The sequence below is a fragment of the Flavobacterium taihuense genome, assembly GCF_019351435.1.
In the GTDB taxonomy this organism is placed as follows: Bacteria; Bacteroidota; Bacteroidia; order Flavobacteriales; family Flavobacteriaceae; genus Flavobacterium; species Flavobacterium taihuense.
On record NZ_JAHWYN010000003.1, the window covers coordinates 417,197 to 431,804 of the forward strand.

Consider the following 14,608-nt stretch of genomic DNA (forward strand, 5'->3'; position numbering starts at 1 on the left):
GGTTTTTATTAACTACGGGCGTAGTTCAAGGGTAGAATAGCGGTCTCCAAAACCGTTGATGGGGGTTCGAATCCCTCCGCCCGTGCAAAATAAACTAATCACTATGACAAAAGTTGTTAATTACATATCAGAATCATTTGAAGAATTAAAATCAAATGTAACTTGGCCAGCTTGGGCTGAAGTGCAACGTCTTACGATCGTTGTTGCTGTATTTTCAGTGGTATTCGCTTTAGCAACATGGGGAGTAGATGAGGTATTTGCAAAAGCATTAGCTGTGTTTTTTAACTGGATAAAAGCATAATTTTTTGTAATGGCAGATAATAATATAAAAAAGTGGTATGTCGTTCGTGCAGTAAGCGGACAAGAAAATAAAGTAAAAGCTTATATCGAAACGGAAATAGCTCGTTTGGGTATGAGTGATTATGTTTCGCAAGTTCTTGTGCCTACTGAAAAAGTAGTTACTGTAAAAGAAGGTAAAAAATTATCAAAAGATAAAGTTTATTTTCCAGGATATGTTATGTTGGAAGCCAATTTAGTTGGAGAAATTCCTCATATTATTAAGTCTATTACAAGTGTTATCGGATTCTTAGGGGAAACTAAAGGCGGAGAGCCAGTTCCATTAAGAATGTCTGAGGTAAATAGAATGCTAGGTAAAGTTGATGAGTTGGCTGTTAATACAGATACTCGTTCTATTCCTTTCAATTTAGGTGAAACTATTAAAGTGATCGATGGTCCTTTTAATGGGTTTAATGGTACGGTTGAAAAAATAAATGAAGAAAAGCGTAAACTTGAGGTAATGGTGAAAATTTTCGGAAGAAAAACACCTTTGGAATTGAGTTTTATGCAAGTTGAAAAAGTATAATTTTTGTTACATCTATAATATCCACTGCAATCGCTTCCAATGATTGTCGTGTTAAATTTTTTAAAAATGGCTAAAGAAATTAGTAAGGTAGTTAAACTACAAGTTAAGGGAGGTGCTGCGAACCCGTCGCCACCGGTTGGACCTGCTTTAGGAGCTGCTGGGGTAAACATCATGGAGTTCTGTAAGCAATTTAATGCTAGAACACAAGATAAACCCGGCAAAATATGCCCAGTACAAATTACTGTGTATAAAGACAAATCATTTGATTTTGTTGTAAAAACTCCTCCGGCGGCTGTCCAGTTATTGGAAGCTGCAAAGCTAAAGTCCGGATCAGGTGAACCAAATCGTAAAAAAGTAGCTAGCGTTACTTGGGATGTTATCAAAGCAATTGCTGAAGATAAAATGGTAGATTTAAATGCATTCACAATCGAATCTGCTATGAGCATGATTGCTGGAACAGCTAGATCTATGGGTATAACTGTATCAGGAGATTCTCCTTTTTAATTAAGAGAAAGACATGGCAAAATTGACAAAAAAGCAAAAAGAGGCTGCTTCAAAAATTGAAAAGAACAAATTATACTCTTTGAAAGATGCTGCTGCATTGATTAAAGTTATTGCTTCTGCAAAATTTGATGAGTCTGTTGATATCGCTGTTAGATTGGGTGTAGATCCAAGAAAAGCGAATCAAATGGTGAGAGGTGTAGTTACTTTACCTCACGGTACAGGTAAAGATGTTAAAGTATTAGCATTGGTTACTCCAGATAAAGAAGCGGAAGCTTTAGCAGCTGGTGCAGACTATGTAGGTCTTGACGATTATTTACAAAAAATTAAAGACGGTTGGACAGATGTTGATGTTATCATCACTATGCCTGCTGTAATGGGTAAATTAGGTCCATTAGGTCGTATTTTAGGACCTAGAGGTTTAATGCCTAACCCTAAAACAGGTACTGTAACTATGGATGTTGCAAAGGCTGTTGCAGAGGTAAAAGCTGGTAAAATTGACTTTAAAGTTGATAAAACTGGTATTGTACATGCAGGAATTGGTAAAGTTTCTTTTGGAGCTGAGCAAATTTATGACAATGCACACGAAATTATTCAAACATTAATCAAACTTAAACCAACTGCTGCTAAAGGTACCTACATTAAAGGTATTCACCTTACAAGCACTATGAGTCCTGCAATTGCATTGGACCCTAAAGCAGTATAATTGGTAGTTAATAATTTTTAGTATGACTAGAGAAGAAAAATCAATCGCGATTGAAGATTTAACTGCGCAGTTAGCTGGTACAAATATTGTTTATGTATCTGATATTTCTGGACTGAACGCAGAAACTACTTCAAACTTGAGAAGAGCTTGCTTTAAAGCAGGTATAAAATTAGAAGTAGTTAAAAATACTTTGCTTGCAAAAGCAATGGAAGCTTCTGATAAAGATTTTGGTGATTTACCAACTGTATTGGCTGGAAATTCTGCAATCTTTATTGCGGATGTTGCAAATGCACCAGGAAAAATCATTAAAGATTTCAGAAAAAAATCGGATAAGCCTGTATTAAAAGGAGCTTATATCAATTCTGAAATTTATATTGGTGATAACCAATTAGAAGCATTAGCTACTATTAAATCTAAAGAAGAGCTTATCGGCGAAATCATTGGATTATTGCAATCACCAGCTCAAAGAGTTATTTCTGCTTTACAAAATCAATTCGCAGGTAGCGAAGAGGTTGAAGCATAATACTCAAAATAGGGAATTTTATTTCCTTATTACTTAAAATAGCGCACAATAAATAAATTATATTTTTACAAATCATTTTAAAACGATAGAAAAAATGGCAGATTTGAAACAATTCGCAGAACAATTAGTTAATTTAACTGTAAAAGAAGTTAACGAATTAGCAACAATATTAAAAGATGAGTACGGAATCGAACCAGCTGCTGCAGCTGTAGTAGTTTCAGGTGGTGGAGAAGCTGCTGCTGAAGAAGCTCAAACAGAATTTACAGTTGTATTGAAAGAAGCTGGTGCTTCTAAATTAGCTGTAGTAAAATTGGTTAAAGAACTTACAGGTTTAGGTTTGAAAGAAGCTAAAGATGTAGTTGATAGCGCTCCAAGTAACGTTAAAGAAGGTGTAACTAAAGAAGAGGCTGAAGGTCTTAAAAAATCTTTAGAAGAAGCTGGAGCTGTTGTTGAGTTAAAATAACTCTTACATAGTTTAGAATTCGGTTTAGGTCTTGAGTTTAGTCACTCAATGACCTAAACCATTTTTCGTATAATAAAATTATAACAAGTTTTATTATAATAATAGTTTAAAATACGAAAAAGTTTTTGATCAATACGAAGAAAAAAAATTGAACTGAATTTTACCTATTCATTTTTAAAGATGTATTGATTATAAAAAGAAAGGTATCAATTAAACATTGTGTTTTTGCACAAAAAACTACTTTTTTTTAATCAAAATTTTGTCCATTGATGATAACAAATCAGACTGAAAGATTGAATTTTGCCTCTACAAAAAATATTCCTGACTATCCAGATTTTCTAGATGTTCAGGTAAAATCGTTTAAAGATTTTTTTCAATTAGAAACTAAATCAGACGAAAGAGGCGACGAAGGGTTATACAACACCTTCATGGAAAACTTTCCAATTACAGATACAAGAAATAACTTTGTATTGGAATTCCTAGATTACTTTGTAGATCCACCACGTTACACTATTCAAGAATGTATAGAAAGAGGTCTTACTTATAGTGTGCCTTTAAAAGCAAGGTTGAAACTATATTGTACCGATCCGGAACACGAAGATTTTGAAACTATTGTGCAAGATGTATATCTTGGAACAATACCTTATATGACACCAAGTGGTACTTTTGTTATCAATGGAGCTGAGCGGGTTGTGGTTTCACAATTACACCGTTCTCCTGGTGTTTTCTTTGGACAGTCATTCCATGCAAATGGAACAAAATTATATTCTGCGAGAGTTATCCCTTTTAAAGGATCTTGGATAGAATTTTCTACAGATATCAATAGCGTTATGTATGCTTATATTGATAGAAAGAAGAAATTACCTGTTACAACTTTATTCCGAGCAATTGGTTTCGAAAGAGACAAGGATATCCTTGAGATTTTTGACCTAGCTGAAGAAATTAAAGTTTCTAAAACAGGACTTAAAAAATATATTGGTAGAAAATTAGCTGCTCGTGTTTTGAACACATGGCATGAAGATTTCGTTGATGAAGATACCGGCGAAGTTGTTTCTATTGAACGTAACGAAATAATCCTTGATAGAGATACCATTATCGATAAAGATAATGTGGAAGAAATCATTGATTCAAACGTTAAATCTATTTTGTTGCATAAAGAAGATAATAATCTAGTTGATTATTCTATCATTCATAATACATTACAAAAAGATCCAACAAACTCTGAAAAAGAAGCTGTTGAGCATATCTACAGACAATTGCGTAACGCAGAACCGCCTGATGAAGAAACTGCTCGTGGTATTATAGATAAATTATTCTTCTCTGATCAACGTTACAACTTAGGTGAAGTAGGTCGTTATAGAATAAATAAAAAACTTGGTCTTGATACTCCAATGGAAAAGCAAGTGCTTACCAAAGAAGATATCATTACTATCGTTAAATATTTGATCGAATTGATTAACTCTAAAGCTGAGATTGATGATATTGATCACTTATCAAACCGTCGTGTTAGAACAGTTGGAGAACAATTGTCTCAACAATTCGGAGTTGGTTTAGCACGTATGGCTAGAACCATCAGAGAGCGTATGAACGTTAGAGATAACGAGGTGTTTACACCAATAGATTTGATCAATGCTAAAACATTATCATCTGTTATCAACTCTTTCTTTGGAACAAACCAGTTGTCTCAATTTATGGATCAAACGAATCCATTAGCTGAGATTACGCACAAAAGAAGATTATCTGCACTTGGACCAGGTGGACTTTCGAGAGAAAGAGCTGGATTTGAGGTTCGTGACGTTCACTATACGCACTACGGACGTTTATGTCCAATTGAAACTCCTGAGGGACCAAACATTGGTTTGATTTCATCTCTTGGAGTTTATGCTAAAGTAAACGGAATGGGTTTCATTGAAACACCTTACCGTAAAGTAACTAATGGAGTTGTAGATTTAGAGTCTACTCCAATATACTTGAGTGCTGAAGAAGAAGAAGGAATGTTGATTGCTCAAGCAAACATTAAAATGGATGCTACAGGTAAAATCACTGCCGAAAACGTAATTGCGCGTCAAGAAGGTGATTTCCCTGTAATTGACCCTGCTCAAGTACATTATACAGACGTTGCGCCAAACCAAATTGCTTCGATTTCTGCATCTTTGATTCCTTTCTTGGAGCATGATGATGCGAATAGAGCCTTGATGGGATCTAACATGATGCGTCAGGCCGTACCATTAATTCGTCCTGAAGCACCAATCGTTGGAACTGGTTTAGAGCGTCAAGTGGCTTCAGATTCTAGAGTTTTAATTAACGCTGAAGGAAATGGAGTTGTAGAATACGTTGATGCTAATATTATCACTATCAAATACGATCGTTCTGAAGAAGAAAGAATGGTAAGTTTTGAATCAGATGATAAAACATACAATTTAATTAAATTTAGAAAAACCAATCAAGGAACAAGTATCAACCTTAAACCTATCGTAAGAAAAGGGGATAGAGTGATTCCTGGTCAAGTATTATCTGAAGGATATGCTACTCAAAATGGTGAATTAGCTTTAGGTAGAAACCTTAAAGTTGCATTTATGCCATGGAAAGGATACAACTTCGAGGATGCGATTGTAATTTCTGAAAAAGTGGTTCGTGACGATATCTTTACCTCTATTCACGTTGATGATTATTCATTAGAAGTTAGAGATACTAAATTAGGTAATGAAGAGTTAACGAATGACATACCAAACGTTTCAGAAGAAGCTACTAAAGATTTAGATGAAAACGGTATGATCAGAATTGGTGCCGAGGTTAAACCTGGTGACATTCTTATCGGTAAAATTACTCCAAAAGGAGAATCAGATCCTACTCCAGAAGAGAAATTGCTTCGTGCAATCTTCGGGGATAAAGCGGGTGATGTAAAAGATGCTTCATTGAAAGCTTCTCCTTCTTTGCACGGTGTGGTTTTAGATAAAAAATTATTTGCAAGAGCAGTAAAAGACAAACGTAAACGTACTCAAGACAAGGATGCTTTGGGAGCACTTGAAATGGAGTTTGAAGTTAAGTTTGTTGAGCTTAAAGATAAATTGATTGAGAAACTTTTCAATATTGTAAACGGAAAAACGTCTCAAGGTGTAATGAATGATTTGGGTGAAGAAGTTTTACCAAAAGGTAAAAAATATACTCAAAAAATGCTTTATGCTGTTGAAGATTTTGCTCACTTAAGTAAAGGTCAATGGGTTGCTGATGATGTGACTAATAAAATGGTTAATGATTTAATTCATAACTATAAAATTAAATTGAACGACTTACAAGGTGCGCTACGTAGAGAGAAATTTACAATTACTGTTGGGGATGAATTACCATCAGGGATTTTGAAATTAGCTAAAGTATATATTGCTAAAAAACGTAAGTTGAAAGTAGGGGATAAAATGGCGGGACGTCACGGTAACAAAGGTATTGTAGCTCGTATTGTTCGTCATGAAGATATGCCTTTCCTTGAAGACGGAACACCAGTTGATATCGTGTTGAACCCACTTGGGGTACCTTCACGTATGAACATTGGACAAATTTATGAAACGGTATTAGGTTGGGCTGGTATGAATTTGGGTAGAAAATTTGCTACACCAATTTTTGACGGAGCAACTCTTGATCAAATCAATGAATTGACTGACGAAGCTGGAGTACCACGTTTTGGACATACACATCTTTACGATGGTGGTACTGGAGAGCGTTTCCATCAAGCTGCAACCGTAGGAGTTATCTATATGTTAAAATTAGGTCACATGGTTGATGATAAGATGCACGCACGTTCTATCGGTCCATACTCGTTGATTACACAACAACCACTTGGAGGTAAAGCTCAATTTGGAGGTCAGCGTTTTGGAGAGATGGAGGTTTGGGCACTTGAAGCTTATGGAGCATCAAGTACTCTTCGTGAAATCTTGACTGTTAAATCTGATGATGTTATAGGTAGAGCCAAAACTTACGAGGCAATCGTAAAAGGAGAGTCTATGCCAGAACCAGGATTACCTGAGTCATTCAATGTATTAATGCATGAATTGAAAGGTCTTGGACTTGATATTCGTTTAGAAGAATAAATAAAAGTTTAGTAGTAATCAGTCCGATTTTTTCGAGACTGATTACTCATTTATAAGAGTTTTTAGGATTTAGACCCGTAAACCGTTCCGATTTTTTATAAATTTTAAGTAATTTATAACTAGCACTTCAAAATTTGTTTGAAGTTTAGAGAAGTAATCCGAGGAGTAGAAACGTAGCACTGCTACGTCTCTGTAAAATCAATTTTTAATTGCAAATAAATCAATAGTAAAAACTATGATGAATAATAGAAATAATAATAAAGATAAGAATCCTGTAAAAAGGTTTGACAAAATTTCAATTGGATTGGCTTCGCCAGAATCAATATTGAAAGAGTCAAGAGGTGAGGTTTTAAAACCTGAAACTATCAATTACAGAACTCACAAACCAGAGCGCGACGGTCTTTTCTGCGAAAGAATTTTTGGACCTGTCAAAGATTTTGAATGTGCTTGTGGTAAATATAAAAGAATTCGTTACAAAGGGATCATCTGTGACCGTTGTGGTGTTGAAGTTACAGAGAAAAAAGTACGTAGAGACAGAGTAGGACACATCAACCTTGTTGTGCCAATTGCTCATATCTGGTATTTCCGTTCACTTCCTAATAAAATTGGTTATATTCTTGGTCTTCCATCTAAGAAATTAGATATGATTATTTACTACGAAAGATACGTAGTAATTCAAGCTGGTATTGCTAAAAATGCAGAAGGTGAATCGGTACAAAGATTAGACTTCTTGACAGAAGAAGAATATTTGAATATTTTAGATACTCTTCCTGCAGATAATCAATATTTAGATGATTTTGATCCTAATAAATTTGTTGCCAAAATGGGAGCAGAGTGTATTATGGATTTATTGGCTCGTATTAATCTTGACGAATTGTCATATGATTTAAGACACAAAGCGAATAACGAAACATCTAAACAACGTAAAACTGAAGCGTTAAAGAGGCTGCAAGTTGTAGAATCTTTCCGTGAGTCTACTTTGAACAGAGAAAATCGTCCTGAATGGATGATCATGAAAGTGATTCCAGTAATTCCACCAGAATTACGTCCTCTTGTGCCTCTTGATGGAGGTCGTTTTGCAACTTCAGATTTGAATGATTTATACCGTCGTGTAATCATCCGTAACAACCGTTTGAAAAGATTAATCGAGATTAAAGCTCCTGAAGTAATCCTTCGTAACGAAAAACGTATGTTGCAGGAATCTGTAGATTCACTTTTTGATAATACTCGTAAAGCTTCTGCAGTAAAAACAGAATCAAACAGACCTTTGAAATCATTATCGGATTCCTTAAAAGGTAAGCAAGGACGTTTCCGTCAAAACTTACTTGGAAAACGTGTGGATTATTCTGCTCGTTCGGTAATTGTTGTTGGACCTGAATTGAAATTGTTCGAATGTGGTTTGCCAAAAGATATGGCAGCTGAATTATACAAACCTTTTGTTATTCGTAAATTGATAGAAAGAGGAATTGTAAAAACAGTGAAATCTGCTAAGAAAATAATTGACAAAAAAGAGCCAGTTGTTTGGGATATTCTTGAAAATGTAATCAAAGGACATCCAGTATTATTGAACCGTGCTCCTACTTTGCACCGATTAGGTATTCAAGCTTTCCAACCAAAATTAATTGAAGGAAAAGCAATCCAATTGCACCCTTTAGTTTGTACTGCATTTAATGCGGATTTTGATGGGGATCAGATGGCGGTTCACTTACCATTAGGACCAGAGGCTATTTTGGAAGCACAATTGTTAATGTTGGCTTCTCATAATATCTTGAACCCTGCAAATGGTGCGCCAATCACGGTACCTTCTCAAGACATGGTACTTGGTCTTTACTATATGACCAAAGAGCGTTTGTCTACACCAGAACTTAAAATTTTAGGAGAAGGAATTACATTCTATTCTGCTGAAGAAGTAAATATTGCATTGAACGAAGGAAGATTAGAATTGAATGCTCGTGTGAAAATTAGAGCAAAAGATTTCAATGAAGCTGGAGAATTAGTGTATCAAATTATCCAAACAACTGCTGGACGTGTATTATTTAATGAAGTAGTGCCGGAAGCAGCTGGATATATTAATGATGTATTGACTAAGAAAAACTTGAGAGATATTATCGGACACGTATTGAGTTCGACTGATGTTCCTACTACAGCAGCTTTCTTGGACAATATGAAAGATATGGGTTATAAATTTGCATTCAAAGGAGGATTGTCATTCTCTCTTGGTGATATTAGAATCCCAGAACAAAAACCAAAATTGATTGCAGATGCCAGAGAGCAAGTTGAAGGTATCTCTGCAAACTATAACATGGGTCTTATTACCAATAACGAGCGTTACAACCAAGTTATTGACGTATGGACTTCAGCAAATGCTCAATTGACAGAGTTAGCAATGAAAAACATTAGAGAAGACCAACAAGGTTTCAACTCTGTGTATATGATGCTTGATTCTGGAGCGAGGGGTTCCAAAGAACAAATTCGTCAGTTAACTGGTATGCGTGGTTTGATGGCTAAGCCTAAAAAATCGACTGCTGGTGGTGGTGAAATTATTGAAAACCCGATTCTTTCTAACTTTAAGGAAGGTCTTTCAATCCTTGAGTACTTTATCTCTACTCACGGTGCTCGTAAAGGACTTGCGGATACGGCTTTGAAAACGGCTGATGCTGGATACTTAACTAGAAGATTACATGACGTTTCTCAAGATGTTATTGTTAATATTGAGGATTGTGGTACTCTTAGAGGTATTGAAGTTTCTGCTTTGAAGAAAAATGAGGAAATTGTTGAATCATTAGGTGAAAGAATCTTAGGACGTGTTGCATTGCAAGACGTAATTAATCCTTTAACAAGTGAAATATTAGTTCATGCTGGTCAGCAAATCACAGAAGCATTAGTGAAAGGTATCGAAGCTTCTCCAGTGGAGAAAGTTGAAGTACGTTCACCATTAGTTTGTGAGGCTACTAAAGGAATTTGTGCTAAATGTTATGGTAGAAACTTAGCTACTGGTAAAATGACTCAAAGAGGTGAGGCAGTTGGTGTAATTGCTGCACAATCTATTGGAGAACCAGGTACACAGTTGACTTTACGTACTTTCCACGTTGGAGGGGTTGCAGGGGGTATTTCTGAAGAGTCTAGTATTATTACTCGTTTTGCTGGTAAACTAGAAATTGAAGATTTAAAAACTGTTAAAGGTGAAGATAGCGAAGGTAACGCAGTTGATATTGTAGTTTCTCGTTCAACAGAATTGAAATTAATTGACGAAAAAACGGGTATTTTATTGAGTACCAATAATATTCCTTACGGTTCAAGTATTTTTGTTGGTGATGGTCAATCAGTTGCCAAAGGAGATGTGATTTGTAAATGGGATCCATATAATGGAGTTATTGTTTCTGAGTTTACTGGTAAAATTGCTTATGAAGATTTAGAGCAAGGACAATCGTTCATGGTTGAGATTGATGAGCAAACTGGTTTCCAAGAAAAAGTAATTTCTGAGTCAAGAAATAAAAAATTAATACCAACTTTATTGGTTTACGGTAAAGAAGGAGAGTTAATCCGTTCTTATAACTTACCGGTTGGAGCTCACTTGATGGTTGAAAACGGGGAGAAAATTAAAGCTGGTAAAGTTTTGGTGAAAATTCCACGTCGTTCATCTAAGTCTGGGGATATTACAGGAGGTTTACCAAGAATTACAGAGTTGTTAGAGGCTCGTAATCCTTCAAACCCAGCTGTAGTTTCTGAGATTGATGGTGTTGTTTCTTTTGGAAAAATTAAAAGAGGTAACCGTGAAATCGTTATTGAGTCTAAATTTGGTGATATTAGAAAATACTTGGTTAAATTATCAAGTCAGATTTTAGTTCAGGAAAATGACTTCGTAAGAGCTGGTGTTCCTTTGTCCGATGGTGCAATTACTCCAGATGATATTTTGAGAATTCAAGGACCTGCAGCTGTTCAACAGTATTTGGTAAATGAAATTCAAGAGGTATACCGTCTTCAAGGGGTAAAAATCAACGACAAGCACTTTGAAGTAGTAATACGTCAAATGATGCGTAAAGTTAGAGTTCAAGATCCAGGAGATACTTTATTCTTAGAGGATCAATTGATTCATACTAAAGATTTTATCGTTCAAAATGATAATTTATATGGAATGAAAGTGGTAGAAGATGCTGGAGATTCAAGTATTTTGAAACCAGGTCAAATCATAACGCCACGTCAATTGCGTGATGAGAATTCATTATTGAAACGTACAGATAAAAACCTTGTTGTTGCACGTGATGTAATCACAGCAACTGCAACACCTGTATTGCAAGGTATTACTAGAGCTTCTCTTCAAACTAAATCATTTATTTCTGCTGCTTCTTTCCAAGAAACAACAAAAGTATTAAACGAAGCTGCTGTTGCAGGTAAAGTTGATTTATTAGAAGGATTGAAAGAAAATGTAATTGTAGGACATAGAATCCCAGCTGGTACCGGTATGAGAGAATATGACAATGCAATTGTAGGTTCTAGGGAAGATTATAATGATATGATGGCCAATAAAGAAGAATACATTTATTAATTCTTTTACAATATGTCTCTCTCTACTTTTGTAGAGAGAGAGTATTGAAAAAATATATATTTTATGAGCAATTCTAAACAACAGCAAGAACAGATTAATATTGAATTAGATGAAAAAGTAGCTGAAGGAATTTATTCAAATTTGGCTATAATTAATCATTCTTCATCTGAATTTGTGTTAGATTTTGTATGTATTATGCCAGGTGTTCCAAAAGCAAAAGTGAAATCAAGAATTGTTTTAACTCCACAACATGCTAAAAGATTGCTCAAAGCCATAGGCGAAAATATTCACCGTTTTGAACAAACACATGGAGAAATAAAAGAGGTTGAACAAGCTCAAATCCCTCTTAATTTTGGGCCCACTGGACAAGCCTAATTTTTTAAAAAAGATTAAAGACTCCTGAATAGGAGTCTTTTTTTTTATTATTGATAATTGAGTTTTTTACTTATTTTCCAGTTGTTATATTGCATTTCAACGACTAAATATACATTTCAACGACTATTTTTTTTCTTGCTTGGCTATTGACTTAGTTTTGCTGCTTATAAATGTTTGCCATATCATTTATAAGATAAATTTATGAAAATAATTATTCAGATAAATCAAAACCACAGTAAAAGATTACAATTTTTCACTGTGGTTTTCTTTGTTTTTTTCTTAAGTAGTACTGTGTTTTCCCAAAAGACTAATATTGAAGGCCCTTGTCAGCAAATAGCAATTAATCGAAATGATATTGTTAGTGATAATGTTCCTGTAAGAGTGTTGAATTCGAATGTGAATTTTATATTATGGTTCATGGGAACCAAAGAGGGTGTGAATAGTACTCTTATGGATGATGGGGTATATTCTAAAAAAAGTATAATAACTTCGGGGAGGGAGCCTAATCGATTGCTATTGAAGACTTTATTAAAAAAAACGATAAATATTAAGTCTTGTTAAGATTTATAGGTTAAAATTAATTTGTATGTATAAAAAAGAGGTTGTCTATTTTAGACACCCTCTTTTTTTGTTTCTGTAATAATTGATTTAATCAAATTCAGAAGTAAAAAATAATTTTACACTTGGGTATTTATTTTGTGTCATTTGAATAGTGAAATCAGAATCTGCAAGGAATACCAACTGATTGTATTTGTCTTTTGCTAAAAACTTCTGTTTGATGCGTTTGAATTCTTTGAATTCATCATTTTTAGGGTCATCTGGTTTTACCCAACAAGCTTTGTGTACCGGGAAATTTTCGTATGTGCATTTTGCTCCATATTCGTGCTCCAAACGGTATTGAATAACTTCATATTGTAACGCTCCAACAGTTCCAATCACTTTTCGATTGTTCATCTCTAATGTGAATAATTGCGCAACTCCTTCATCCATCAATTGATCAACACCTTTGTCTAACTGTTTGGCTTTCATTGGGTCAGCATTGTTAATGTATCTAAAGTGTTCAGGAGAGAAACTTGGAATTCCTTTGAAACTCATGATTTCGCCTTCAGTTAAAGTGTCTCCGATTTTGAAATTCCCGGTATCGTGTAAGCCAACGATATCTCCAGGATATGAAATATCTACAATTTCTTTCTTTTCGGCAAAGAAAGCATTTGGGCTTGAGAATTTTAAGTTCTTTTTTTGACGAACATGGTAGTAAGGTTTGTTTCTTTCAAAAGTTCCAGAAACAATTTTTATAAATGCTAATCTGTCTCTGTGTTTTGGATCCATATTCGCATGGATTTTAAATACAAACCCAGACATTTTTTCTTCTTTAGGGTCTACTAGCCTTGTTTCGGAATCTTTTGGTCTTGGAGAAGGTGCGATTGCAACGAAGCAATCAAGAAGTTCTCTAACTCCAAAATTATTTAACGCAGATCCAAAAAAGACTGGTTGCAATTTTCCGTCCAAATAATCTTGTCGGTCGAATTTAGGATATACTTCGTCTATTAATTCAAGTTCTTCACGCAAACGGTCGGCAGGTTTTTGGCCAATTATTTTTTCCAGCTCAGGACTTTGTACATCGGAGAAAGCGATTGTTTCTTCAATGTTTTTGCGACTATCACCGCTAAATAAGTTGATGTTTTGTTCCCAAAGATTATAAATGCCTTGGAAGTCATATCCCATCCCGATAGGAAAACTTAGAGGAGTAACTGTTAATCCAAGTTTTTGTTCCACTTCGTCCATCAAGTCAAATGCATCTTTTCCTTCTCGGTCTAATTTGTTGATGAAAACAATGATTGGGATTTTACGCATTCTACATACGGCAACCAGTTTTTCGGTTTGCTCTTCGACCCCTTTGGCAACATCAATAACAACAATTACGCTGTCTACAGCTGTTAATGTTCTAAAAGTGTCTTCTGCAAAATCCTTGTGACCTGGTGTGTCAAGAATGTTTATCTTTTTTTCTTTGTAATTAAAGGCTAAAACAGAAGTGGAAACTGAGATTCCTCTCTGACGTTCAATCTCCATGAAATCGCTCGTTGCCCCTTTTTTTATTTTATTATTTTTAACGGCACCAGCTTCTTGAATAGCTCCTCCAAAAAGAAGTAATTTTTCGGTTAGTGTTGTCTTTCCAGCATCGGGATGTGAAATAATCCCAAAAGTGCGTCGTCTTTGTATTTCTTTTAAAAAACTCATATTTTTATATCAATAGTTTGCAAAAGTACTATTTATAAATGCTATTTGAAAAATATAGTTGTAATAATAGAGTTCTTTATTGTTTGAATTTACGGTGGAATTTAAATGTATAAAAAAAGCTACCCTTTACAGCTACGGTCTGGACACATCTCTAAAAAGCATCCAGCCTTGCATAATTGCGGCGAATTTTTGAAGACCAATCCAAAAGGTTGTGATGCCAGGTTTTCTCTCTGAAAGATAACCTTTCCAGCCTCCTAATCTAGCTATAGCCCATATATACCGTTTTAAATCAGAACGGTTATATGGGTTTTT

At 34.9% G+C, this 14,608-nt stretch carries 11 protein-coding genes, 1 tRNA gene and 1 pseudogene; 11 read left to right on the plus strand and 2 right to left on the minus strand.

Going from position 1 to position 14,608, the window contains the following annotated elements; translation table 11 throughout:
* The first annotated feature begins 14 nt into the window (after positions 1-14).
* The 11 genes from KZH69_RS05320 (at position 15) to KZH69_RS05370 (ending at position 12,619) form a co-directional block, all read left to right on the plus strand.
* A tRNA-Trp gene (locus KZH69_RS05320) sits at positions 15-85 on the plus strand.
* Positions 86-103: 18 nt separating this feature from the next.
* The gene (secE, locus tag KZH69_RS05325; protein WP_111411243.1) at positions 104-301 is read left to right on the plus strand and encodes a preprotein translocase subunit SecE; all 198 of its coding nucleotides are present in this window, start codon (positions 104-106) and stop codon (positions 299-301) included.
* A gap of 9 nt (positions 302-310) precedes the next feature.
* Positions 311-862, plus strand: coding sequence for a transcription termination/antitermination protein NusG (nusG, locus tag KZH69_RS05330; RefSeq protein WP_077370832.1), 552 nt, complete (start codon positions 311-313; stop codon positions 860-862).
* A 66-nt stretch (positions 863-928) separates the two neighbouring features.
* On the plus strand, positions 929-1,366 hold the full coding sequence (gene rplK, locus KZH69_RS05335) for a 50S ribosomal protein L11 (protein ID WP_035639405.1): 438 nt from the start codon (positions 929-931) through the stop codon (positions 1,364-1,366).
* A 13-nt stretch (positions 1,367-1,379) separates the two neighbouring features.
* Positions 1,380-2,069: a 50S ribosomal protein L1 gene (rplA, locus tag KZH69_RS05340; RefSeq protein WP_072944426.1), complete on the plus strand. Its 690-nt coding sequence runs from the start codon at positions 1,380-1,382 to the stop codon at positions 2,067-2,069.
* Between the two features lie 22 nt (positions 2,070-2,091).
* Positions 2,092-2,592, plus strand: a complete 501-nt coding sequence (gene rplJ / locus KZH69_RS05345) for a 50S ribosomal protein L10 (protein ID WP_219316408.1) — start codon at positions 2,092-2,094, stop codon at positions 2,590-2,592.
* 94 nt (positions 2,593-2,686) lie between these two features.
* The gene (gene rplL, locus KZH69_RS05350; RefSeq protein WP_077370834.1) at positions 2,687-3,055 is read left to right on the plus strand and encodes a 50S ribosomal protein L7/L12; all 369 of its coding nucleotides are present in this window, start codon (positions 2,687-2,689) and stop codon (positions 3,053-3,055) included.
* 269 nt (positions 3,056-3,324) lie between these two features.
* The gene (gene rpoB / locus KZH69_RS05355; protein WP_219316409.1) at positions 3,325-7,137 is read left to right on the plus strand and encodes a DNA-directed RNA polymerase subunit beta; all 3,813 of its coding nucleotides are present in this window, start codon (positions 3,325-3,327) and stop codon (positions 7,135-7,137) included.
* Between the two features lie 235 nt (positions 7,138-7,372).
* Entirely contained in the window at positions 7,373-11,683 is a 4,311-nt protein-coding gene (gene rpoC, locus KZH69_RS05360; protein ID WP_219316410.1) for a DNA-directed RNA polymerase subunit beta', read from the plus strand.
* A 63-nt stretch (positions 11,684-11,746) separates the two neighbouring features.
* Entirely contained in the window at positions 11,747-12,058 is a 312-nt protein-coding gene (locus KZH69_RS05365; RefSeq protein WP_219316411.1) for a DUF3467 domain-containing protein, read from the plus strand.
* Between the two features lie 201 nt (positions 12,059-12,259).
* Positions 12,260-12,619, plus strand: a complete 360-nt coding sequence (locus tag KZH69_RS05370; RefSeq protein WP_219316412.1) for a hypothetical protein — start codon at positions 12,260-12,262, stop codon at positions 12,617-12,619.
* 87 nt (positions 12,620-12,706) lie between these two features.
* Here the strand turns inward: KZH69_RS05370 and KZH69_RS05375 are convergent, their stop codons facing one another.
* Both KZH69_RS05375 and KZH69_RS05380 read right to left on the minus strand, forming a co-directional pair.
* Complete coding sequence (locus KZH69_RS05375; RefSeq protein ID WP_219316413.1) at positions 12,707-14,296, minus strand: peptide chain release factor 3; 1,590 nt, start codon at positions 14,294-14,296, stop codon at positions 12,707-12,709.
* 132 nt (positions 14,297-14,428) lie between these two features.
* Positions 14,429-14,608 (minus strand): annotated as a pseudogene (locus KZH69_RS05380) (hypothetical protein); the annotation flags it as partial.